Origin of the sequence: Nostoc sp. (assembly GCF_036917435.1) — a bacterium.
Lineage (GTDB): Bacteria > Cyanobacteriota > Cyanobacteriia > Cyanobacteriales > Nostocaceae > Nostoc.
The window spans coordinates 13140-36176 of sequence record NZ_JBALDM010000058.1 but is presented as its reverse complement, the minus strand read 5'-3'; the positions used below and the strand labels follow the sequence as shown (position 1 = coordinate 36176).

The 23037-nt window shown below is 42.0% G+C and carries 20 protein-coding genes and 1 pseudogene; 9 read left to right on the top strand and 12 right to left on the bottom strand.

What is annotated here, in order from left to right:
* The first annotated feature begins 438 nt into the window (after nt 1-438).
* Nucleotides 439-738: a ferredoxin gene (locus V7K98_RS27555; protein WP_334858255.1), complete on the top strand. Its 300-nt coding sequence runs from the start codon at nt 439-441 to the stop codon at nt 736-738.
* A gap of 24 nt (nt 739-762) precedes the next feature.
* On the opposite strand, the gene V7K98_RS27550 is transcribed toward V7K98_RS27555, so the two are convergent.
* From V7K98_RS27550 to V7K98_RS27540, 3 genes and pseudogenes are all read right to left on the bottom strand, one after another.
* Nucleotides 763-900, bottom strand: a complete 138-nt coding sequence (locus V7K98_RS27550; RefSeq protein WP_335027788.1) for a hypothetical protein — start codon at nt 898-900, stop codon at nt 763-765.
* Between the two features lie 295 nt (nt 901-1195).
* Nucleotides 1196-2098, bottom strand: coding sequence for a S1 RNA-binding domain-containing protein (locus V7K98_RS27545; RefSeq protein WP_335027786.1), 903 nt, complete (start codon nt 2096-2098; stop codon nt 1196-1198).
* Between the two features lie 126 nt (nt 2099-2224).
* Nucleotides 2225-2986: pseudogene (locus tag V7K98_RS27540) on the bottom strand (dienelactone hydrolase family protein).
* 298 nt (nt 2987-3284) lie between these two features.
* On the opposite strand from V7K98_RS27540, the gene V7K98_RS27535 reads away from it, so the two are divergent.
* Complete coding sequence (locus tag V7K98_RS27535; RefSeq protein WP_335027784.1) at nt 3285-4268, top strand: GntR family transcriptional regulator; 984 nt, start codon at nt 3285-3287, stop codon at nt 4266-4268.
* A 70-nt stretch (nt 4269-4338) separates the two neighbouring features.
* On the opposite strand, the gene V7K98_RS27530 is transcribed toward V7K98_RS27535, so the two are convergent.
* From V7K98_RS27530 to tig, 4 genes are all read right to left on the bottom strand, one after another.
* Nucleotides 4339-5256, bottom strand: a complete 918-nt coding sequence (locus V7K98_RS27530; protein ID WP_335027782.1) for an alpha/beta fold hydrolase — start codon at nt 5254-5256, stop codon at nt 4339-4341.
* 97 nt (nt 5257-5353) lie between these two features.
* A complete protein-coding gene (clpX, locus tag V7K98_RS27525) occupies nt 5354-6694 on the bottom strand; it encodes an ATP-dependent protease ATP-binding subunit ClpX (protein ID WP_335027779.1) in 1341 nt (446 codons plus the stop codon).
* 9 nt (nt 6695-6703) lie between these two features.
* Nucleotides 6704-7402 (bottom strand): ATP-dependent Clp endopeptidase proteolytic subunit ClpP, encoded by a 699-nt coding sequence (gene clpP / locus V7K98_RS27520; RefSeq protein WP_335027777.1) that lies wholly within the window; start codon nt 7400-7402, stop codon nt 6704-6706.
* Nucleotides 7403-7700: 298 nt separating this feature from the next.
* Entirely contained in the window at nt 7701-9134 is a 1434-nt protein-coding gene (gene tig, locus V7K98_RS27515; RefSeq protein WP_335027774.1) for a trigger factor, read from the bottom strand.
* An 887-nt stretch (nt 9135-10021) separates the two neighbouring features.
* Here tig and V7K98_RS27510 point away from each other — a divergent pair.
* The 3 genes from V7K98_RS27510 to V7K98_RS27500 all read left to right on the top strand — a co-directional run bounded on the left by V7K98_RS27510 (nt 10022) and on the right by V7K98_RS27500 (nt 14108).
* On the top strand, nt 10022-11059 hold the full coding sequence (locus V7K98_RS27510) for an aspartate-semialdehyde dehydrogenase (RefSeq protein WP_335027772.1): 1038 nt from the start codon (nt 10022-10024) through the stop codon (nt 11057-11059).
* A gap of 112 nt (nt 11060-11171) precedes the next feature.
* Nucleotides 11172-12056, top strand: a complete 885-nt coding sequence (gene dapA / locus V7K98_RS27505) for a 4-hydroxy-tetrahydrodipicolinate synthase (protein WP_335027770.1) — start codon at nt 11172-11174, stop codon at nt 12054-12056.
* 279 nt (nt 12057-12335) lie between these two features.
* A complete protein-coding gene (locus tag V7K98_RS27500) occupies nt 12336-14108 on the top strand; it encodes a ribonuclease J (protein ID WP_335027768.1) in 1773 nt (590 codons plus the stop codon).
* A 146-nt stretch (nt 14109-14254) separates the two neighbouring features.
* On the opposite strand, the gene V7K98_RS27495 is transcribed toward V7K98_RS27500, so the two are convergent.
* Both V7K98_RS27495 and V7K98_RS27490 read right to left on the bottom strand, forming a co-directional pair.
* On the bottom strand, nt 14255-15073 hold the full coding sequence (locus V7K98_RS27495) for a lecithin retinol acyltransferase family protein (RefSeq protein WP_335027766.1): 819 nt from the start codon (nt 15071-15073) through the stop codon (nt 14255-14257).
* A gap of 233 nt (nt 15074-15306) precedes the next feature.
* Nucleotides 15307-15534: a hypothetical protein gene (locus tag V7K98_RS27490; RefSeq protein ID WP_335028197.1), complete on the bottom strand. Its 228-nt coding sequence runs from the start codon at nt 15532-15534 to the stop codon at nt 15307-15309.
* Between the two features lie 377 nt (nt 15535-15911).
* Here V7K98_RS27490 and V7K98_RS27485 point away from each other — a divergent pair, with 377 nt between their 5' ends.
* The gene (locus V7K98_RS27485) at nt 15912-16289 is read left to right on the top strand and encodes a Mo-dependent nitrogenase C-terminal domain-containing protein (protein ID WP_335027763.1); all 378 of its coding nucleotides are present in this window, start codon (nt 15912-15914) and stop codon (nt 16287-16289) included.
* A 90-nt stretch (nt 16290-16379) separates the two neighbouring features.
* On the opposite strand, the gene V7K98_RS27480 is transcribed toward V7K98_RS27485, so the two are convergent.
* Nucleotides 16380-18245 (bottom strand): caspase family protein, encoded by a 1866-nt coding sequence (locus V7K98_RS27480; RefSeq protein WP_335027761.1) that lies wholly within the window; start codon nt 18243-18245, stop codon nt 16380-16382.
* Nucleotides 18246-18444: 199 nt separating this feature from the next.
* On the opposite strand from V7K98_RS27480, the gene V7K98_RS27475 reads away from it, so the two are divergent.
* The 3 genes from V7K98_RS27475 to V7K98_RS27465 all read left to right on the top strand — a co-directional run bounded on the left by V7K98_RS27475 (nt 18445) and on the right by V7K98_RS27465 (nt 20252).
* A complete protein-coding gene (locus tag V7K98_RS27475) occupies nt 18445-18927 on the top strand; it encodes a hypothetical protein (RefSeq protein WP_335027759.1) in 483 nt (160 codons plus the stop codon).
* 175 nt (nt 18928-19102) lie between these two features.
* Nucleotides 19103-19276 carry a 50S ribosomal protein L32 gene (gene rpmF, locus V7K98_RS27470; protein WP_335028183.1) on the top strand — a complete coding sequence of 58 codons (174 nt, stop codon included), beginning with the start codon at nt 19103-19105 and terminating at the stop codon, nt 19274-19276.
* 370 nt (nt 19277-19646) lie between these two features.
* Entirely contained in the window at nt 19647-20252 is a 606-nt protein-coding gene (locus V7K98_RS27465) for a sulfite oxidase-like oxidoreductase (RefSeq protein WP_335027757.1), read from the top strand.
* A gap of 36 nt (nt 20253-20288) precedes the next feature.
* Here the strand turns inward: V7K98_RS27465 and V7K98_RS27460 are convergent, their stop codons facing one another.
* On the bottom strand, nt 20289-21671 hold the full coding sequence (locus V7K98_RS27460) for an aldehyde dehydrogenase (RefSeq protein ID WP_335027754.1): 1383 nt from the start codon (nt 21669-21671) through the stop codon (nt 20289-20291).
* A gap of 194 nt (nt 21672-21865) precedes the next feature.
* The gene (locus V7K98_RS27455; RefSeq protein ID WP_335027752.1) at nt 21866-22981 is read right to left on the bottom strand and encodes a hybrid sensor histidine kinase/response regulator; all 1116 of its coding nucleotides are present in this window, start codon (nt 22979-22981) and stop codon (nt 21866-21868) included.
* Nucleotides 22982-23037: the final 56 nt, after the last annotated feature.

The window sequence follows — 23037 nt, the reverse complement described above, 5'->3', positions numbered from 1 at the left end:
AAATCATGCAGCAATTGCATTAGTAAGGATTTGCCATAACTTCACAGATGCGATTCTAATATCAGAGAATAAAGATAGATACCCCTGGGCAACACCAGGGGCTTTTTATTGATTTCCTTGACAAAAATCTGATCTTATGAATTGGAAATTCCCATATCAAATTTAGATAACATCAAATTTACTCATGTTTTATTAGTGAGTAGATAGATTTTTATTATCACAGTCTGAATAGAGTAGTAAATACATAAATAAAACTTATCAGGATTAAGTAACTAAATTTCATTACTAATCGGGTTCAATTTCCAGTTACATAGTTTAATTTTTCTCGTAGTATCAGAATTGAAGGAAATATAAACTAGTGGCTAATTCTATAAAGCAGCCGCAACCTTTGCCTTAAGATAACTTATACTGCCGTTCACAAAAGAGAGGATTACTGAGATGCCAACTTATAAAGTTAGACTAATCAACAAGGAAGAAAATCTAGACACAACCATTGATGTTGAGGACGATACCTATATTCTAGACGCTGCTGAAGAGAAAGGTTTTGACCTGCCCTACTCTTGCCGCGCTGGTGCTTGCTCGACCTGTGCAGGTAAAATCGTATCAGGTACAGTCGATCAAGGCGATCAATCATTCTTAGATGACGATCAAATAGAAGCTGGATATGTACTTACCTGTGTTGCTTACCCAACTTCTGATGTCACAATCGAAACTCACAAAGAAGAAGAACTCTATTAAGAGCAAAACTAAATAGCCAAAAACCTATTCCATTGGTGACTTGTAGTTGGTTAACATCTGGATTGAGCGATCGCCGAACATCTCAATGCTGCAAGAGTGACATCTCCTACACTGAACCAAAACGGTTACAGTGTAGGCTTCCAGCAGACCGATAAATGGCATTGCCTACACTTCCCCCTCAGAATAAATTCTGCGGCTCATAGCAAAGGTCTTCTGAAAACTTAAATTCTGATTTTACCTGCATTTCTAGCCAAGGGATACCCTTAAACTTGGTTGCTTTAATAAATAGCCTCTAGCGCATTATCTTCTAATTTTTGTAACAAAACGGAAGGCACACTTGGATACTGTCGTCGTAACAGCGCGTAAAAGTATTTGTGTGCCTTATTTTTGTTAAATGTTTTGTTATCTATTGCCTAGCGCTCTTCTATGACTCTCACGAGATAAAAATACCTCAAAACTATTCAGAAGCTTTATTATTAGCTCTATTGGCACGTGCCTCAGCTGAAGCCATCACTTCATCCATATTCTCTAGCACTTCACCAGGAAAGTTTTCCAAAACTCTGGTAGAAAGAGCAACCCGCCCTTTACCCTCATCCAAATCAATAATTACAGCTTTAATTGGCTGACCAACTTGAAATACCTTTTCTAGAGATTCGATGAATTTTTGGCTTACCTGCTTAATATGAAGCAAAGCCCCCATACCATTTAAATCGACAAACACACCAAAAGGTTTGATGCCAGTAACTTTGCCTTCCACTAATTGACCTATTTCTAATAAGCTGAAGTTGCTAGAACGAGTTGCTAAACGCTGAGAAAGGATGAGCTTGTTGGTGTTGCGATTAATTTCCAAAAAGCCCACAGTCAGATTTTGACCTTTGAGTGCTTCTAAGTTATCACGCTCTGCCAAGTGCGATCGCGGAATAAACCCTCGCAAGGAGAGAATATCGACGGTGACACCACCTTTATTCACACCCATAACTCTTACTTGCACAGTCTGAGCATTTTCCTGCATTTCGGCCAATCGTTCCCAGATGTGCTGAATTTCCAACTGCTTGCGAGAAAGGGTGACTTGACCTTCTGCATCCTGATCTCGGATAATCAAAAACTGCATTTCCTCTTGCAATGGCAGCACCTCCGATAAATCGGTAACTGCTCTCAAAGAAGCCTCATCGCGCGGCAGAAAAGCTGACGACTTACCACCAATATCGACATAAGCTCCATCATGGTCAAGTTGGAACACCTTGCCATGTACAACCTGTCCCTTTTGAAACTGGTAGTCGTGTTTTTCTAGTGCCTTGGCAAAATCGTCCATTGTAAATGACGAATTGGCTGTTTGAGAAAGTTTCGATTCGGAATTCATGACTTTTGAAGATTAAATTTTTATTTGAGATGCCATTGAAGTTTAGATTGTCATCTGTCATTTGTCATTTGTCCTTTACAAATAACAAATGACCAATGACAAAAGACGAACTTGGATGCATGGTTTTTAGTTCAGTTGACTAAAAAGTTGTTTTACTTGCTCCCATGCATCGGCTGCCGCTTTAGGATTATAACTGGCACGAAGGTAACAGAAAAATCCGTGATCAGATCCATCGTAGCGAAACACACGATGAGGAATTTTATATTTTTCTAACTCTGTTTCAATTTCATCTACTTGTTGGGGTGGAATGCTAGCATCTTCTGTACCAAAAAAAGCATAGACAGTACCTGAAATTTCTCTGGTACGGGTGACGGTGGGAGCGCCGCTTCCTAGTGTGCGGGTTGCAATTCCAGCACCGTAGAAGGAAGCCGTAGCTTTAATATCTGGTAAGGTGGCTGCAAGATATGCGACATGACCGACAAAACAGAAGCCAATACAGCCAAAACTATCTTTTTTGACTTGGGGCAAATTTTTGAGGTAGTCAATTGCTAATTGAATATCGCTCAATAACTCTGATGCTTAAGTTTGCATAGCGTAACCCCTACCCGTTTCAATATCTTCGGGCGTGTATCCGGTTTCAAAACCAGGAGCAGTGCGTTGAAAAAGTGCAGGTGCGTAGGCGTAGCCCGTCGTAGACATCGCTACATACCCTAGTTTAGCAATCCGTTCTGTAACATCCCGAATGTGAACGTTGACACCAAAAATCTCTTGTAATACCACGATTCCTGGATAAGATCCAGGTTCTTTTGGTTCTGCAAGATTTGCAGACACTTGAATATTATCTTGCAAAAGATTAACCGTTGTGGTAATTATTGCTTGCTCTGTCATAATAATTTTTACCAGTGCTATGTGATGAATTGTGTGTTTCTTTGATATAACTATGCCAGTATGCCCAGGCTTTTCTAATTAAATTAACGATAGGGAGCGTATTAGAAATTTCTACCAGAAAAACTTCATCTGTAAACAAAATATTTGACATGTAGCAAATGCAGCTGGTCACTAAAGGAGCTGAGTTAAAACTGCTGAGTAGAAAAGCAATACTTAATACCCAAAACTCAGCACGGGCTAAATGCCTCGTTAACAACACTCAGCACTCATCAGCACTTAGTATTCAGGAGGTTTGGTGATGATTCAATTCCGTATTCAGCCAGACAGCGAAATTCCCGCATCAACCCAGCTGTTTAATCAAATCCGATTTGCGATCGCTTCTCGGCAATATCCCCCAGCTTACAAATTGCCAAGCACACGGGCGCTGGCAATGCAAACTGGATTACACCGTAATACCATTAGCAAAGTTTACCGTCAACTTGAGGAAGACGGATTTGTTGAAAGTATGGCTGGTTCAGGCATTTATGTTCGCGCCCAAGGTCATGAGGGCGGTAGTAGGCTGCAATCACCAATTCTCAAAAAAAATCCTGACGCATATCAAGTTGTCCAGAAAGCACTTGACGATTTGCTCTCTCAAGAATGTTCGCTCAATCAAGCCAGAGAGCTATTTTTAGCGGAGATTGACTGGCGCTTGCGTTGTAGTGCGCGGGTGCTGGTTGCAGTTCCATCTTATGACATGGGTGCTGGTGAGTTGATGGTCTATGAATTAGAGCGATCGCTAAAAATCCCAATCCAGTTGGTAGCAATGGAAGAATTAACAGCTGTGTTAGATAAAACTACCTCTGCGACAGTAGTCACAAGTCGGTATTTTATCAGTAACGTGGAAGCGATCGCAGCCCCGAAAGCTGCACGGGTCATTCCTCTGGATATCTACGACTACAGCAAAGAACTCAGCCTCTTGAAAACCTTACCAAAAGAAAATTGTGTAGGCATAGTTAGCCTCAGTTCCGGGATTGCACGAGCAGCAGAAATCATCCTTCACGGTCTGCGGGGAGATGAACTACTGGTGATGACTTCGCAACCAAAAGATGCTTATAAACTTCAGGCTATGGTTAAACGAGCAGAGGTAATCATTACTGATCAAGCCAGTTTTGCGGCAGTGCAAGCAGCTGTGCAAGCATCTGATGAAGATATTATTCGTCCACCGAAGCTGATTAAAGTTGAAAATTATATTGGCACTAACTCAATTAACTTGCTAAAACGAGAATTGGGTTTGACTTAATTCAAAGATATAGCGGTTCTCGGTTGAGTGATACACACCCGTAGGGGCACGGCACTGCCGTGCCCAGTCATCACACCTGGAGTTCTGGTATAGAAACCTGCAAAAACTCTTGCACCAGTTGCATGTAAGTTGGAGCATCTTCCAACATCGGGAAATGTGCTGTGTTGCGAATCATCACAAACTTAACTTTGTCACTCAGTGCAGCTGCTTTACGCCCCATCTCGGCTGGAATAATCTTGTCATACTCCCCCGCTACAAGCAGAGTCGGCACTGTCAACTTGGCAAACTCAAGGGGCATAACTTCAGATTGAGCCTTACTAACAGAAGTAAAAATTGTCCCTAAAGCTGCATCGTAATCTGCTTCGAGAAAATCTTGTAAAAAAGCTTGACGCTCAGAATGTGGTATTGAACTATATAAAAATCTTGCCATAAACATCCGGTCAACAAATGGAATTTTGCTTAACCATTTGGGACGGAATTTCACCACATAGCCACCGAATTTATGAAAAGCACTAAAAGATTTTTCGTCGTACTCAAAAATGCCGCTACAGGTTAAAATTCCTCGTTCCACTCGTTGGGGGTAGCGGTTAAAAAATAAAGTGGCAACAGAAGCGCCCATCGAATGAGCATTAATATAGACACGTTGAAGATGCAACCCATCTAACAAAGCTGCCAAATCATCAGCATATTCTTCTAATTTATAAGTTAACTCTTTGATTGCCTCTGATTCTTCCTGTGGGGAATCAGCCTCAGCAACAGCTTCACTTGCTTGGGCTATAGTTGGCTTCCCATGAGAACGGCCAAATCCCCGCAAATCGTAGAGTAAACAATCAAATTGCTCTGATAAAGCATTAGCAGTATTTTGCCAATATCTAGCCGAACCAGCCCAACCGTGGATGAAAATCATCACTGGTTTTACCAAAGAACCAGATGGTTTTTTCACCCATTCGTAGTAATGCTCAACGCCACGAACATTAATATAAGGCATTTATCATTTGTCCTTTGTCAGTTGTCATTAGTCATTTTTACATGGTTATTATTCCTTAGTTTTTGACCAATGACCAATGACCAATGACCAATGACTATTAAGCAGATTCTGGTTGTGGTAGTGAAGATGGATGTACGATCAGTTCGGCAGTCGATCGCTTCTCGACCATCTCCCGTGTTACTGTACAACGTGTCACATCCTTACGGGATGGTAACTCATACATTACATCGAGCATAAGTTCTTCGATAATGCCCCGCAGCGCTCTAGCACCGGTTTTCCGACGGTAGGCTTCTTGTGCGATCGCTCGTAAAGCTTCTGGTTTAAAATCTAACTGGACATTATCCATCTTCAGCAGTTTTTGGTACTGCTTGACTAAGGCACTGCGTGGTTGGGTGAGAATGGCCATTAGCGCTTCTTCATCTAGCGGATCTACTACTGCTACCATTGGCACGCGCCCAATAAATTCAGGAATCATGCCAAATTTTACTAAATCATCCGGTTCTAGATGGCGGAGAGTGTCTGCTGCCCGTTTCTCTTTCGATTGGCCTTCTCCTGCTTGCACAAAGCCTATTGCTTTTTTGCCAACTCTCTGGTCTACAATCTTCTCTAAGCCCACGAAGGCACCACCACAGACGAACAAAATATTACTTGTATCAATCTGGATGCAGTCTTGATAGGGATGCTTACGCCCTCCTTGTGGTGGTACATTGGCGATCGTTCCCTCTAACATCTTCAGCAAAGCTTGCTGCACGCCTTCGCCAGAGACATCGCGGGTAATTGACGTGTTCTCACTCTTACGAGCAATTTTGTCAATTTCGTCAATATAAATAATTCCCCGTTGTGCTTCTTCTATATCCAAATCTGCCACCTGCAACAGTCGCAGCAAGATATTTTCTACATCTTCTCCCACATATCCAGCTTCCGTCAGCGTCGTCGCATCGGCTACAGCAAAGGGCACATCCAAGATTTTCGCTAGGGTTTGCGCTAAGAGAGTTTTGCCGCAACCAGTCGGGCCGATTAATAAAATGTTTGACTTTTGCAGTTCTATTGCATCATCTGCCCCTGCTTTGCCACTGGCTTTAGACTGAATGACTGCCAGCCGCTTGTAGTGATTGTAAACAGCTACTGACAGGACTTTCTTCGCTTCGTCTTGACCAATAACGTGTTCGTCTAGATACTTTTTAATCTCTCTTGGCTTGGGTATTTGATTAAACGAAATACTAGAAGATTGAGTCCGTCGTTTTTGAGGGGGTTCTGCTCTTGGTGCCGGTTGTGCTGCCGCACCACTGGTATCGAGTAACTCCTCGTCTAGTATTTCATTACACAAATCAACGCATTCATCGCAGATGTAGACTCCCGGCCCTGCGATTAATTTACGCACCTGCTCTTGAGACTTGCCGCAAAACGAACATTTTAAATGGGAGTCGTACTTAGACATACCAGCCTCTTATTTCACAATGGTGACGTTTTCCCCTGCTGTGGGAAGATTTTGCCTGGAAATTACCTGATCGATCAAGCCGTAGTTTTTTGCCTCTTCTGCCGACATGAAAAAGTCGCGCTCAGTATCTGCTTCAATTCTTTCTAAGGGTTGACCAGTATGATGAGCCATTAACTGATTCAACTTAGCCTTAACATAAAGAATTTCTCTAGCTTGAATTTCAATGTCAATAGCTTGACCTTGAGCGCCACCAAGTGGTTGGTGAATCATAATCCGGGAGTCGGGTAGAGACATTCGCTTACCGGCAGCCCCTGCTGTCAACAAAAATGCCCCCATGCTCGCGGCTAATCCAAAACAAATGGTAACAACATCAGGGCGAATTTGCTGTATTGTATCATAGATTGCCATCCCTGCGTAGACCGAGCCGCCAGGAGAATTAACATACATTTGGATGTCTTTCTCTGAGTCTTCGGAGTCTAGGAATAACAACTGAGCCACAATTGAGTTGGCTACGGCATCGTCTATTGGCGTTCCCAAAAAGATAATCCGCTCTCGCAGCAGGCGGGAGTAGATGTCGAAAGCCCTTTCTCCCATTCCAGACTGTTCCACCACCATCGGCACGATGTTGGTAGGGCTGCTCAACTGGGAGTTAATGTTTATCCGACTTTGGTTGCTGATGGGGTAGTTTCCCGACTGCGATACAAACATACAGGCTTTCTTTGACGATAATTTAGGACAGATGTTTCAGCAGCTTATGCTGCCTTTTCGACAAATGAGATTTTTATAGGTACGTGTTAACCATTATGCCTCATATACTTTCCTCTCGTGTAACACAGTATCAAGCTCAGTCCATAACATGTGTCACAATTTGCCGAAAATTGATTACATTATTTAATTATTTATTGGGAATTGGGAATTGGTTATTTTCCCCCTGCTTCCTGCTACCCCATTTCACCAGTACTTTAATTCAGAACTGGTGAACTTACTTATGGCTGTGGGATTTTTATTATCCTTCTGTGACTTCTGTGGAAGGTTCGCTGCCTTCTTCCTCTATTTGAGGTGCATCAGCATCTGATTCTACGTCTTCCGTTTCCTCTGCGGGAGTCAAGGAACCTTCGGGTACAAGTTCAACTGAGGAATGTTCTAATAGCCAATCAATGGTTTTTTCGGTTAATAGTTCGTTTTCCACGATTGAGCGCAGTCTATCTTCATCAACCTCTTTTTCCTCTGGGTACTGTTCTAAAAGTTCTTTGACTCTGGCTGCGATTTCTTCTGGTGTTACCTCAATAGATTCGCGTTTACCCACTTCTCGCAAGGATAAGGAACGTTTGATGCGTTCAATTGCTTCAGTACGCGATCGCTCCCGCAATTGCGGAATAATATCTTGAGTAAACAATTTCCTCACATCCAATCCCTGCTGAGACAGACGCATTGCTGTTTGGGTTAGCATTGCATCCACTTCTTGCTCAACCAAGGTTAGTGGTAAGTCAACTTCTACGTGCTTAAGCAGTTCCGTTAGCAGAGCTTCCTGCTTATTTGCTTTTGTTTTATCATCCGCCTCTTTTTGATAGCGCTCTACCAAAGAAGCGCGTAACTCTTCCAAGGTTTCAAAATCGCTGATTTCCTGGGCGAAATCGTCATTGATTTCTGGTAGTTCTTTTTCCTTGAGTTCTTTTAGCGTCACGGTGAAAGTTGCCGCTTTTCCAGCTAAATCTTGATTAGCATAAGGATCTGGGAACTGCGCGGCAATTTCTCTGGTTTCTTCAGGATTCATCCCTACTATTCCAGAAATAAAGCCTGGAATAAACTTATCTTCCTGTAACTCAACTTGAAAATCAGTCGCTTCGGCTCCAGGAATCGATTCTAGTTCAGCCGTTTCGTCTTCACCCTCCCCTCTGGCGAATGAACCTTTAAAATCGACTACAGCAATATCACCGATTTGGGCTGCACGTCCTTCCACAGGAATCAATGTCGCTAATTCTTGACGTTCCTTGTCGAGGGTACTCTCAACTCGTTCTGGATCGTACTTGACTTCTTCAGCCGTCGCTTGTAAATCAGTGTACTGCACTAGATTTACTTCTGGTTCTACATCGACAGCAGCCGAAATTGTCAGGGGTTTTCCAGGTTCATAATTCTGAATCAAATCCTCAAAGGAGGAGCGCAATTGCGGCTGACCTATTGCCGGAATAGCTTCTTGTTTAACTGCTTGCTCAATGCCATCTTGAATTATTTCTTCCAGCGCTGCCGCCTTGATACGAGTTGTACCCAGCCGTTGTAGCAATATCGGCCGAGGTACCTTGCCTTTACGAAACCCAGGAATATTGGCAGTACTCGCTAAGTTTTTAATGACCTGTTCGTAAGTTTGCTTCGTAATTTCCGGCGTAATCTCTATTTCCAGGCCGATTTGGCTGGCGGGAAGTTTTTCCTGGGTAACTTTCATGCTTCGTCTCTAGTTTTCTGGTATTTTAATCTCCGAGTACACACAAGACGCAATAAAATTGTTCGCGTTTATGGCTTGATGTCTCTTAGGGAGGATGGGAGGTTGTAACAAGGCTTCATGGCATCCAAAGATGGATGGTGTGTCCTGGCACAGAGATCCAGTTTACTGCCAATGACCAAGGACTTGACAATTTACCTTTATAACAATTATTGAGACTCCCAGGGCTAAAAGCGTCTGGGCTTTCTTGCCTAATATTTGTAATAAGTACTGGATGACTACCGATTGGAAAAAGTTTAATGCCTATTTCCCAGTCCGTAATTTTTCAGTTAGTCTGAATTTAGCATTGGAAACTCTGGAATTAATTATTCGGTGGGCGAACACCGTGATATCCTGGTTTTCAGTTTAGTAGTTAATACTTTAAGGTTATAGCATTGAGTGTAGCTATACTTATGGTACGGGGGCAGATATGCTACCTAACCTCATATTTCAATTTGATTGATCGCCTATTCTACACCATTTGCATCATAATACATTCATTATCCAGCTAGTCGGCTTTACAACAAAGACGTTTATCTTACTACAGGTCAAACGATCAAGTGCAGATATATCTATTTTTCTGCTAGATGGCAGTTTGTTGTAAAATATTATAATATTGGTCTAGATAAATGGAAAAATTAGATGGCATCTGTTGTGAAATACAACATCACTTAACTGATTAAAGAACCAAGCAAATAAATTTATTAAATATATAAAAAATAGACTAAATTAGAAAAAAATCTAAATCTATTCAAAATTTATTTCAAGACTGCGATCGCTATTTAAATATAAACATATTGTCAATTGTTCCAAAAAATTGCACATAGAGTATCTTACAGGAGGAAGCAAGTTTGTCGAAATCCTATCGTTTAGCTATTTTGGGGGCTACTGGTGCTGTTGGCACAGAATTGCTGGAGTTATTAGAAAATCGTAATTTTCCCATTGCTGAGTTGAAGTTATTGGCATCAGAGCGGAGTTTCGGGCGATCGCTGCGGTTTAAAGGGGAAAATATACCAGTAGAGCCAGTGAGCGATCGCGCCTTTGAAAATATCGATATAGTACTAGCTAGTGCAGGTGGTTCAACATCTAAAACTTGGGCAGCAGTTGCCGTAGAAAAAGGTGCAGTGGTAATTGACAACTCCAGCGCCTTTCGGATGAACCCCGAAGTTCCCTTAATAGTGCCAGAGGTGAATCCCCAAGCCGCAGCTAATCACCAAGGCATTATTGCCAACCCCAACTGCACAACAATTTTAATGGCTGTAGCAGTATGGCCATTGCATAAAGTTAAACCAGTACAACGCATCGTGGCTTCAACCTACCAATCTGCTAGTGGTGCTGGTGCTAGAGCAATGGCAGAAGTCAAAACCCAAACAAGCGCTATACTACAAGGACGGCCGCCAATTGCTGAGGTATTGCCTTACCCACTGGCATTTAATTTATTCCCCCATAACTCACCATTAAACGATTTGGGTTATTGTGAGGAAGAAATGAAGATGGTCAACGAAACCCGAAAAATATTTGGGACGCAGCAAATCAGAATTACTGCAACCTGTATACGGGTTCCCGTACTCCGCGCCCATTCAGAAGCCATTAATTTAGAATTTGAGACTCCCTTTAGTGCAGAGGAAGCCAGAGAAATTTTAAATTCCTCCCCTGGAGTGAAATTGGTAGAAGATTGGGAAACTAATCATTTTCCGATGCCAATTGAAGCAACTGGTAGAGATGAAGTTTTAGTGGGAAGAATCCGTCAGGATATTTCTCACCCCTGTGGCTTGGAATTATGGTTGTGCGGCGACCAAATCCGCAAAGGCGCAGCATTGAATGCAATACAAATTGCCGAGTTATTAGTAGAGAAAAATCTACTCAAACCATTAGCTATTAGTCATTAGTCATTGGTAAGTGACAAAGAACTAATGACACTTGAAAGCAATTTGCAGATAGGTTATCACAATAGGAAACCACCAAGATACAAAAACATGGGTAATCAGGAGTGAAAACAGGGTGGGAGATTTTGGCAATGTTTTAACCGCTATGATTACGCCGTTTAAAGCAGACGGTAGTGTAGATTATGGTGTAGCGGCAGAACTGGCAGCGCATCTAGCTAACAACGGTACAGATACATTGGTGGTGTGCGGCACAACCGGAGAATCCCCTACCCTGAGTTGGGATGAGGAATACCAGCTATTTGTCGAAGTATTAAAATCCGTGGCAGGAACAGCCAAGGTGATTGCAGGTTGTGGTTCAAATTCCACCAAAGAAGCGATCGCAGCCACCCAAAAAGCGTCTAAGATAGGAGTACATGGTTCCTTACAAGTTGTTCCTTATTACAACAAACCGCCACAAGCGGGATTGGAGGCGCACTTTCAGGCAATAGCACAAGCCTGTCCTGACTTACCATTGTTGTTATATAACGTCCCAGGTCGTACCGGACAAAACCTTCAGCCAGAAACAGTTGCCCGGTTAGCTAAGGTTAGTAATATTATCGGGATTAAAGAATCTACTGGTAGCATAGATCAAGCAAGCGAAATTCGTCGCTTGACACCAAAAGAATTCCACATCTATTCTGGTGATGATTACATGACTTTGCCCTTGTTAGCGATCGGGGCAAAGGGCGTGGTAAGCGTGGCTTCTCATCTGGTAGGAAACCAACTACAGCAGATGATCCAAGCTTTTAGTGCGGGGAAAACTGAAGTAGCTAGCGAGATTCATCTCCAACTCTTCCCGTTGTTTAAAGCTTTATTTCTCACTTCAAATCCCATTCCAGTGAAAAAAGCACTGAAACTTCAAGGTTGGGAGGTTGGTTCAACTCGTCCACCCCTATGTGAAGCTGATTTAGAAGTAAGTCAAAAGTTAGAAGCGGTTCTAAAAGAACTTAGTTTAATCTAGCCACCACCTGCTTAAGCGTTAGTAATTTACTGCTTTCTAAAGATACATATAAACAATGATTGTAATTGTTCATAAGTTGCAATTTGAAAACCTGTGTTAAGACTGATAGATATACTATGAATTCTTCAATTTACAGTCGATTTTATTGAATAAAAAATTGAAAATTTCAATTAAAACTTGATTGCTTTCAGACTGGCTTAAGAGGCAGATGATGTTGTCTTAAAAACAAGTTCGTTAACTATCAACTTGATTAACTAAAAGTAACAATCTCAGGAGAAAATGGCTAAAAACGAAGCTAATAATTCCGCATTGAAAATTATTCCTTTGGGCGGTTTGCACGAAATTGGGAAAAATACCTGTCTTTTTGAGTATGACGATGAAATTATCCTGTTAGATGCAGGATTGGCTTTTCCTACAGAGGCGATGCATGGAGTAAATATTGTTCTCCCAGATACGACCTATCTGCGGGAAAATCGCCACAAAATTAAAGGGATGATCGTTACTCACGGTCATGAAGACCATATCGGCGGCATTGCTTTCCATCTCAAGCAATTTGATATCCCCGTGATTTATGGGCCCAGGCTAGCAATGGCAATGCTAGAGGGTAAATTAGAAGAAGCAGGAGTCCGCGATCGCACAGAAATCAGAACAGTTCTACCACGTGATGTAGTACGGATTGGCAAAAACTTTTTAGTGGAATATATCCGTAACACCCACTCCATCGCTGATAGTTTTACTGTTGCCATTCAGACTCCCCTTGGTGTAGTCATTCATACAGGGGATTTTAAAATCGATCACACCCCAGTTGATGGTGAAAAGTTTGATTTGCAACGTTTAGCAGAACATGGGGAAAAAGGCGTTCTTTGCCTGCTAAGTGATTCTACTAACGCCGAGATACCAGGATTTACACCTTCGGAACGTTCAGTTTATCCCAATCTAGAGAGAGTATTTAGTCAAGCCACTGGACGATTATTCGTCACAACCTTTGCTTCCAGCGTCCATCGCATCAACATGATTTTGGATATCGCCAAGAAGCAAAACCGTGTAGTGACGATTGTGGGGCGTTCTATGCTCAACTTGATTGCTCACGCCCGTAATTTAGGTTACATCAAGTGTGAAGATAATTTGCTGCAACCATTGCACGCAGTCCGCAATCTACCTGATGAAAGAGTACTAATTTTAACTACAGGTTCTCAGGGTGAAACGATGGCGGCAATGACCCGCATCGCCAACAAAGAACATCCCCACATCAAAATCCGCGAAGGAGATACGGTAGTATTCTCTGCTAACCCAATTCCTGGAAATACGATCGCTGTAGTCAACACCATTGATAAATTAATGATTCAGGGTGCAAAAGTGATCTATGGTCGGGATAAAGGGATTCACGTCTCCGGTCATGGCTGTCAGGAAGAACAAAAGCTGATGATTGCCTTAACTCGACCCAAGTTCTTTGTGCCATTTCACGGCGAACATCGGATGCTAGTGAAGCACGCGGAAACGGCTCAGAGTATGGGCATTCCCGCAGAAAATATGATCATTATTCAGAATGGTGATATTGTCGAACTGACTGAAGATGCGATTCGCGTCGCTGGTAAAGTGCCATCTGGTATCGAATTGGTGGATACTACCAGTTCGGGAATGGTAAGTTCCAAAGTTTTACAAGAACGGCAACGCATGGCTTCAGAAGGCATTATTACCATTGCAGCTGCCATTGATTGGAATGGTAAACTGTTAGCTAAACCAGAAACTCACCTCCGGGGTGTAGTTACAAGTGTAGAGCGATCGCTACTACAAACCTGGGTCAAACAACGCATTGAAGAAATCCTCACTGTGCGCTGGACAGAATTTGCTCCTGAGCAAGGTGAAGCAGCAGATATAGACTGGGGTGGATTGCAAGGAACTTTAGAACGAGAATTGCAACGTTCCATCCGGCGGGAATTGCAATGTCAGCCATCTGTGACTTTGTTGATGCAAATTCCTGATGAACCGCCAGTAAAAGTTGCCGACGGTAGAAGACGACGCACTCGGACTGCTGCTCAAGTAGCATCGTAATTTAGGGTAAAATTTCACGCAGAAGCGCAGAGACGTAGAGTTTTTCTAACGTCTTTGCGCTTTGGCGTGAGATTTAGAGAAAAATCATTTGCTTTTATAAAGTGGAGTCGTTATGTATAAACAACTTTGTCGGGAGTAGTGATTTATTATTCTGATATCCATTTCCAGAAACAATAAGCACCATAACCAACTGCTGCTGCTGCAACTGCTGGTGCTGCAACCGTGATAGCTACACCTGCTGCCATACCACCGCCAACTGTCGCCCCAACAGTCGCTAACCCTGAAGTGATTCCAATAGCACTCAGACCAGCAGTTCCACAGGTTGCAACAGCACCAACGGCTCCGGCAGTGCCGACAGCAGCACCAACAGTCGTCATTGTTCTACCAACAGCACGAGCTTCTCGCTCCTCACTAGTAAGATTTTCATCATCTTCTAAAACGCTATTCATTGCCAGGGTTGTTATAGCAGCAGGAGCCATACCAAGTACGCCAATGCCTGCAACAGCCCCCCCACCAACAACTCCACCGACTGTAGCCAGACCTGACATAATCCCGGCTCCACTTAGCCCAGCCGCGGCTCCGGCAGCACTCACAACACCAATACTACCTGCAACTGCGGCTCCACTTCCAGAAGCTCCTCCTGCCGTTGATCCAGCATTTTTCACTTGTTCGCTTGCGTGTATACCTGTTTTACACCATGTAGCAAAGTGTTCGCAATTATTACCAAACAGGTTGTAGGCGTTTTCCCCCAATCGGCTTTCGGCGCGTTGAATTACAACAGAAGGCAAGTCAGAACTACCATACTCCCTTAGAAATACTGTCTTTCCAGATGCAAATGAATCCCAAGAAACACGAGAAATATTTCCCTGATTTTTTGTGTAGTGAATGACTGTACCATCACCACAGTCAATACCATGATGGCTGTAACCACCACAATTAAAGTAAATATGATCACCTTTGCTCATGTTGTAGTCGCCTTTAATACTCAGTTTTTGTTAATAGCAACAAAAATAGTAGTTGCCTAAGATATTTGTGGCACAGTCTTCATCTGGATTACTAGAGTACTTAAACTGAGTTAGCTTAAAATATTTCAATATTTTTAGATCATCTTTTTATACTAAAATAAATATCTAAATAAATATTTATACTTAAAAAATTTTTTTAAAAGTAATACTTCATAAATGTCTGAGTTTAATTTTTAGCCAATCAGAATATTTTGGGTATTACCACTCAAACTTGCTACCGAGTCTATATATTTAGTTGCACTACGATGGTTGCACCAACGCCAAGGACAAACGCTAGTAAATAAGGAATCGGATTTAAACCCAAAGCTTGAGTCTGACTCAAGGTTAAGGGTGCAAAAAGCAGCAACGTCTACAGACTTCTCTCTACATCTCCAGTCTTCAGCCAGCAATAAACAAGACATACTTACGTGAGAAAGTGGGAACACTGAGAGGAAAAATGTCTTCTAGGGTATTACCGATGTTTATACTTGGCAAAAATTCTTTGAGAAAGACCTTATATTAAGTTCTGTAAATGTTACACTAAAGCCTATCCAATGACGGATGTCTTTACTAAAATCTAAACTATGTCAAGTTATGAACAAGATCGTAATATTACACTACCGATCCCCGAAAATTTGCGATTAACTTGACGTAGTAATAAATTAGGTTCTGACTTAAGTGGCCAATAAGGTATTACATTATATCGCAGTCAGGACGCGATTTTTCCGGGAAAGTTCGTTGCCACGTTGTATATATTCATCAAAAAGGTGAATAACCTCAATAATACAGAGGATTAACCATGAAGGTATTCAACAATACCACAAAAAAGATTTTTCTGGCTAGCTGGGTATCAATCAATCAAGCAGAGACTAGTGTCCACAAAGCAACCCAGCTAAACCGTCCTGTTTCAAAGCCTTACTGGGATATTCTCCAACCTTTACGGCAGCGTCTAGAAAACATTCAAGTCCGCGATCGCCAACTAGCACATCGTTTGTGCAAACTAATCCCGTCTCAGTGCCCCTTTGAGCGAGATGTCAAAGTATTTGGGAAAACCTTGTTTCACATTCCACCCATGTGCAAACTCAACCCCTTATATGACGAAGTGGTTGGTTTACGTTTCCGAGCGCTGTGCTATCTAGCCGATGAATGCGGCGAAGATATATCACAGTACTGTTGAAGGAAAAGTCAGGGGTCAGGAGAAATGGGTCAGGGATCAATAATATAACCCCTAACTCCTAACTCCCTGATATTTTTTACTATTTTTTTATTATTTCTTTTGCCATTTTTGGATGGCATCCTGAGCATCTTCGTAAGCGCCTGTTTCCTCTGGCACTAAGGCAGCTGTCGCAATTGCCGCATTGCGATCTCCTTCGGCAGCGCGACGCTTTGCTATGTCTAAAATTTTCTCACTCCATTTATTAATCGACTTTTGGGCACTATCGAAGCCTGGTTGATCTCCTGGTACTTTCTTGGCAACTTCGATTGCCCGATTATAGGTAGATGCCTGTCCAGACTTAATTAAGCCATTAGCTGCATCTAAAAGAGTTTTGTTACTTACATACTGCTTGCCCTCTAGTCGCCACAGGTTAATTGCTGCTTGTGCTTTGGCGTAGGGGGCTTCATCTTTGGTGATTAATCGAGCGGCGGCTATTGCAGCAGCATACTGTCTCTGTTTAGCACGACCCTCTGCTAAATCTAAAATCATCCGACTCCAAATCTTAATATTCTCTTGAGCTTGTTCGTACAGTGGTTCACCGGATTTGATTTTTCGGGCTGTAGCGATCGCCATGCTCAAATCGCTAGCCTGAGTTTGTCGGAGCGACATTTTCGCCAAATCTAATACTGCTTGATTCCGCTTTTTAGACTCGGAATTAGAGGTTATTTGGGCGCTAGATTGGTTGTTAAATCTAACTACTGAAGTGCGATCGCTTGGTAAATTCTCGATAACCTGGCGATCGCTAGCATTAGGCGATGTCCTTGATATTTGCTTAATTCTAAAAGTTTCTTGATTACGGAGAAAAACTACAGCAATTAAACCTGCTACCAGCAAGCTGCCTCCGCCCCACAAGATAAACTGTTTCCAAAAAGGGATACTTGGCTGGTTTGATGGCAATCGAGAGACGTAACCTTTGGAAGAATTGGGGATAAATCTTCCCCTCGGATTCCCTCCTAAAGAAGTTTCCGCCATTGGCTGAGAAACTAGGCTAGTAGCTGACTCTTGGACTTTAGGCTTCTCAACCTTGTGAGCCTTCACCTGTTGGGAAGAGTTCACAGTAGCTTCTCCCCATCTGCCCCGTTCTGCTGAAGTTCTAGGGTAATCATTGAGGGGAGGCGCTGCAAGGGCAACAGCAAAAGATTCTTCAGGATAAATTACCGATTCTGGTTGAAACTCAGTTTCCATTGCCAATTCTGGCAAGATTACCTGCGCCCTTGATGGGATGATTGTGGCAGGGTTTTGAACAGGCCGCCAGTGATGGTGACATAATTTTGGCATGATCAGACTTAGGTAGCTTTCTAAATCTGACAAGTTGCTGCCATTACCAGAACGCAAAGCTTCTAACAAAGCTGCTGTAAAGAATCCGTGACCTAATTCGCTACTTTCGTGGGAAAATTGTTCTGGTTGACAAGAAAGAATTGTCGCAAGTTGTAGTTCTTGGGCTAGTTCTATTGTTTCTTCACCAACAGGAGCATCCGCTTGAGTGCCAAAAGCACGGTTGACATCAAGTAGTAGCAATACATTCAAGTCAGCAAGTTGGAGACTTTGCATTAGCGATCGCAATTCTATGCCAGTCTCTTGCACAAATTCGGGATTCCCCTCTGCTGGCATTAAGTAATCTTTGCCCTTGTAGTTAACCCCATAACCGCTAAAGAATAACCATAGATAGTCTTCTGGTTGCCAACTTGTCGCTGCCAAATCCTCAAATAGCAGCAGAATATTCTCTTTAGTCGGATAAGTTGATCTATCTCCCATTGGCGGCGAAGTATCCGTCATTAGCAGGCAGTGTTTGGGGAGAAAGCCTGCCTCCGTCACCAAAAAATCCTCTAGTGCCTCAGCATCCGCTTGGGCACAACTTAAAGGTTGAAATAACTGATAGTGATTGATGCCAATCGCGATCGCCCAGTAATTTGCCATCCCGCTCTTTGTCAGTTATTGTTTGCTGGTCTTAAAATTGCGGTTGGCTTTGCCAAAAAACAAAGCTAACCTATGTCTTGTAGTCTAGGTGATTCTCATCGAATCTTAAGTTAGAATGTAATTTTTATTACGTTAGCTAGTCGGAAAATACCTTTTACCTAATTTCAATAACAGATCATCACTAAGGAGATAGAAGGTCATGAGCAAGATTTCTGCTCACCTACCATCATCGATCACTCCCTTTTCATTTATTAGCCAAATTGCCAGACAAATCCGGATAGTTCCTTTATTAATTTTGCTCGGATCTACCATTCCTGCGTGGTTTTTGACGGAAGCGATCGCACCCCAGGTTGTGCGAGCTTACACCGCTAGAGTCGATCTAGCTATTGACCGCTTGCCGGAAGAAAACTATGAAACCGTTCTCAGGAGGGCGGAAGCCGCAGCTAGGGCAGCTGCTCAGAGGAGTTTCGACCAAGATATCTTGGTGACAGATGTTTCAATAATTATCTCAGTACAAAATTATGGAGCGATCGCGCCAGTTCTGGCATTAGATGTTAGTCGTCCCCAATGGCGATCGCGTCCTGATGCTCAAAATTGGGCAACTTACTTTAAAACGGCGCGATCGCTACTTTTCTTTGACAATACCTCTACAGCAGCTAGCAGTGTGCCAGCAAAAAAATGAAATCTTGAGCTAGACACGGAGACGCAAACAGTGGAAGCTCCAAAACCCCTTGGAATTTCCTCTGTTCCCCTGTATTACTTCAGTCTCAAGCTATCAATTCAACTTACCTATTGTTCTTCGCGTCATTGGATGGCCTAGAATAAGAAGGTTGTCAAGAATCACGATATCTGCTGACATGGCTGTTCCTAAGAAGAAAACTTCCAAATCAAAACGAGATAAACGTCGAGCTACCTGGACGCATAAAGCCGTCGTTGAAGCTCAGAAAGCCCTCTCTCTGGGTAAGTCAATTTTGACTGGACGTTCTACATTTGTGTATCCAGTTGCTGAAGAAGAGGAAGAAGAATCATAATTTCTCAGTCAGGCAAAGCATAAACAGCACCAATCTTCTGATGACTGGATAAACGCTTTTTATCAGCTTTCCTGATTGGATTTTGAATCATAAATACTCTACACAAGCTCATTAGATCGAGAAAAATTGGTAGTGAGTAATTGGGAACATCCATTACCCATTACCTAATAATTCCTAATTACGTTATAGATAGGGATTTATATCCTATAGAAGTCGGAGACTCTAACCCGATTTTTAATTACGAATTAGTAATTATGTTGATGAGTAAGGATTAAGTAAGCAATCATATAAAAAGTAAAACATCTGGTAGTGTTAGCAACTCAGTAATAAAGCTTGTAAACACCTTGAGAAAACTTATTTTTCTCCAACTATGCTAGGAAAATTTTTTCAGAAACCAGGAAAAGAAGAGGGGGAACGTGTCCCTCCTGGTCAACACTTAGCTAAAGGTTTCCCCGTATTAACTTACGGCGCAACTCCCCAAGTTAGCATTGAGGAATGGGAGTTTAAAGTTTGGGGTTTGGCAAAACCTGCTACTTTTAGTTGGTCAGATTTTATGGCGCTACCTCAACACGAATTCACAGCAGATTTCCACTGTGTAACGCGCTGGTCTAAACTTGATGTCAAATGGACTGGCATTAAAGTAACAGATTTCATGAGTCTGATTGAGCTAGACCCCAAAGTAGCCCACATTATGGAACACTGCTACGGCGGCTACACTACCAATATTTCTGTAGAAGATTTCGTGCGGGAAGAAAACTTTTTTGCCTTTAAAGTCTTTGGTGAACACCTTCCATCTGAACACGGTGGCCCAATGCGGCTACTTGTTCCCCACCTCTACGCTTGGAAAAGTGCTAAGTGGATTAATGGTTTAGAGTTTTTAGCTGCTGAAGAATTTGGTTTTTGGGAACGCAATGGCTACCATCGCCGTGGCGAACCTTGGGCTGAGGAGCGTTACAGCAATGCTTTTGCGTTTTAAGAGACGCGATTAATCGCGTCTCTACTCCTAACTTTTTTAACCCAAAAGTTTCTTTATGAGTGGTAGTTTGCCCGTATAAGGAGCGTATCGCCATTTTAAATCGAGCCAGAAGGAGTTTTGTAATACACTTTTGTTATGGGAAAAAGTGTCAAAACTAGCTTTGCCGTGATAGTTGCCAATACCACTATCTCCTACCCCGCCAAATGGTAAAGATGAGACACCAACCTGCATAACTGTGTCGTTAATACAGACTCCACCAGATGAAGTTTCTTGCAAAATCCGCTTTTGCAGGTTTTTGTTTTGGGAAAATAAGTATAAAGCCAGGGGTTTCGGTCTAGAGTTAATCAACGCGATCGCTTCTGCAATGTCAGTATATTCAATAATGGGTAAAATGGGGCCAAAAATCTCTTCCTGCATTACAGAATCTTTCAAAGAGACATTATCAATCACTGTGGGAGCAATATAACGCTCTGAAGGTTGATTTTCTCCACCGATGATAACTTCACCATCTTTGAGAAAATTAACCAATCTATCAAAGTGTTTTTGACTGATAATTCTGGCATAATCAGGACTATTTACAGGATTATCACCATAAAATTCTTTTAGGCATTTTTTCAACCCATCTATTAAATCTTTTTTGATTTTTTGATTAACTAAAAGATAGTCAGGCGCGATACAAGTTTGTCCAGCATTAATGAATTTGCCCCAAGTAATTCGTCTGACTGTGTATTCAAGATTAATATCAGTATCTATAATACAAGGACTTTTGCCACCCAACTCTAAAGTCACTGGTGTAAGATATTTTGCTGCTGCTGCCATGATGATTTTGCCGACGGCTGTGCCACCAGTAAAAAAGATATGGTCAAACTTTTCTGCAAGTAGTTTTTGACTTGCTTCCATATCTCCTTCTACGACTGCAATATAAGCTGGATCAAAGTGTTTGGCAATAATTTTAGCAATGACAGCAGAGGTATGAGAAGCAATTTCTGAAGGTTTGATAATTGCACAATTTCCGGCTGCGATCGCACCTACTAACGGTGAGATAATTAACTGAAATGGATAGTTCCAAGGGCCAATGATTAAAACACCCCCTAACGGTTCTGGATAAATTTTCGCTGAGTAGGAAAAAAAATCAAAAGAAACAGCTGCTTTTTTAGGCTTAGTCCAGATATTAATATGTTTTATAGCATAATCAATTTCTTTAACTACACCTATTTCTGTAAGGTAACTCTCCAATTCTGGTTTATGTAAATCCGCTTTTAATGCCTGGATTATTGCTTGTTCATGCTCAATTATTGCTTGCTTGAGATTTTTAAGTTGCTGAATGCGAAAAGTGACATCTTTAGTTTTACCAGTTTCAAAAAAAACTCGCTGATTCTGGATAATATCGCCAATGTTAGATAATTCAGTGGTAATCATTGTTTTGTACCCTAAAAAACTATGTTTTTAATGTAGCACTGCTATCTCAGCATATTTAATTCGTCAATTTTTAGTGTTTGAGTTGATCATTGGAATATTTACTTTCAATTCTTGGTAGATATTAGTAAAGTTATAATTTATGAAATATCAGGACAAAATACTCCATAATTCATAAATTATAATTGCTAATTTTCTCATGTTGTAGTGGGTAAAAGGACAATAAATACACTACCTTTGCCCAACTCAGAATTTAGCAAAATAATGCCTTGATGTGCCTCGACAATTCGACGAGCGAGGTAGAGTCCTAAGCCACTACCAGAACTCTTGTGACTACCTTGACGAAATCGTTCAAATATGGTTGCTTGTTCTTCAGTAGGAATACCTGGGCCAGTATCCGCGATCTCAACCCGAATATATTCAACAGAATTGGGTTTTCCAGATAACTGAGATTGAGAAGTGAAACGAATAGTAATAGATCCAGAATCGGTAAATTTGATCGCATTGCCGATAAGATTTGTGAATAGACGATGCAATTCTAAGCGATCGCCCATCACTGTGTTTGACTCTTCACTAAAAACCAAATTTAGCGACAGTTTTTTATCTTGGGCTAGAGGTGCTAATTCTCCAGTCACCTCTTCTAGCAAACGTCCCAGGTTAACTGGTTGAAATGCCAAGCTTTTGCGACCGGCTTCAAAGCGATAAACTTCCAATAAGGTATTGACCATAGTTAGCAGGTTGATATTACTACGGGTCATGATGGTGATTACTTCGTGCATTTGCGGTGATAATGTTCCCAACGCACCTTGCTGAAACAGCATCAACATGCGATCGGCCGCCACTAAGGGAGTGCGTAAGTCGTGGGTGAGGCGGGAAACAAAATCTTCTCGCTGACGGGCAATTTCATCACGTTCATCCATACTATGCTTCAAACGGAGGAGCGATCGCACTCGTGCCAGTAATTCATCTACTGTTACAGGTTTGCGGATAAAATCATCAGCACCCAAGTCTAATCCGTGGGCGACATTGGGCGCATCGTGGGCAGTTATTAGCAATATGGGGATATATTGCGGCAATTTCATCTCCCCCCGAATGTACTTAGTGACTTCGTACCCATCCATACCTGGCATCATCAAATCCAGCAAAACCAAGTCACAAGGAGAAGCTTTCAATTCTTCCAAAGCCGAAATACCATTTTCTGCGGTGCTAACTGTGTAACCTTCTTCTTCCAAAATAGTTTTGATCAAAAACACGTTATCAGGAGAGTCATCAACAACCAGAATTTTGCCAGAATGAGAAGATTGTGAAGTCATATAGATGCAAGGTACGGGGTAAAAGTAAATTTTTCGGAAAACTGGTTTACTGGTAT

Coding starts and splice junctions, on each gene's coding strand:
- V7K98_RS27495 (WP_335027766.1), bottom strand. CDS start 15,073: ATGAGCAAAGGTGATCATATTTACTTTAATTGTGGTGGTTACAGCCAT.
- tig (WP_335027774.1), bottom strand. CDS start 9,134: ATGAAAGTTACCCAGGAAAAACTTCCCGCCAGCCAAATCGGCCTGGAA.
- V7K98_RS27475 (WP_335027759.1), top strand. CDS start 18,445: ATGAGCAAGATTTCTGCTCACCTACCATCATCGATCACTCCCTTTTCA.
- V7K98_RS27535 (WP_335027784.1), top strand. CDS start 3,285: ATGATTCAATTCCGTATTCAGCCAGACAGCGAAATTCCCGCATCAACC.
- V7K98_RS27485 (WP_335027763.1), top strand. CDS start 15,912: ATGAAGGTATTCAACAATACCACAAAAAAGATTTTTCTGGCTAGCTGG.
- V7K98_RS27555 (WP_334858255.1), top strand. CDS start 439: ATGCCAACTTATAAAGTTAGACTAATCAACAAGGAAGAAAATCTAGAC.
- V7K98_RS27480 (WP_335027761.1), bottom strand. CDS start 18,245: ATGGCAAATTACTGGGCGATCGCGATTGGCATCAATCACTATCAGTTA.
- V7K98_RS27460 (WP_335027754.1), bottom strand. CDS start 21,671: ATGATTACCACTGAATTATCTAACATTGGCGATATTATCCAGAATCAG.
- V7K98_RS27500 (WP_335027768.1), top strand. CDS start 12,336: ATGGCTAAAAACGAAGCTAATAATTCCGCATTGAAAATTATTCCTTTG.
- clpP (WP_335027777.1), bottom strand. CDS start 7,402: ATGTTTGTATCGCAGTCGGGAAACTACCCCATCAGCAACCAAAGTCGG.
- V7K98_RS27465 (WP_335027757.1), top strand. CDS start 19,647: ATGCTAGGAAAATTTTTTCAGAAACCAGGAAAAGAAGAGGGGGAACGT.
- V7K98_RS27550 (WP_335027788.1), bottom strand. CDS start 900: ATGCCATTTATCGGTCTGCTGGAAGCCTACACTGTAACCGTTTTGGTT.
- V7K98_RS27455 (WP_335027752.1), bottom strand. CDS start 22,981: ATGACTTCACAATCTTCTCATTCTGGCAAAATTCTGGTTGTTGATGAC.
- V7K98_RS27545 (WP_335027786.1), bottom strand. CDS start 2,098: ATGAATTCCGAATCGAAACTTTCTCAAACAGCCAATTCGTCATTTACA.
- clpX (WP_335027779.1), bottom strand. CDS start 6,694: ATGTCTAAGTACGACTCCCATTTAAAATGTTCGTTTTGCGGCAAGTCT.
- V7K98_RS27490 (WP_335028197.1), bottom strand. CDS start 15,534: ATGTCTTGTTTATTGCTGGCTGAAGACTGGAGATGTAGAGAGAAGTCT.
- rpmF (WP_335028183.1), top strand. CDS start 19,103: ATGGCTGTTCCTAAGAAGAAAACTTCCAAATCAAAACGAGATAAACGT.
- V7K98_RS27530 (WP_335027782.1), bottom strand. CDS start 5,256: ATGCCTTATATTAATGTTCGTGGCGTTGAGCATTACTACGAATGGGTG.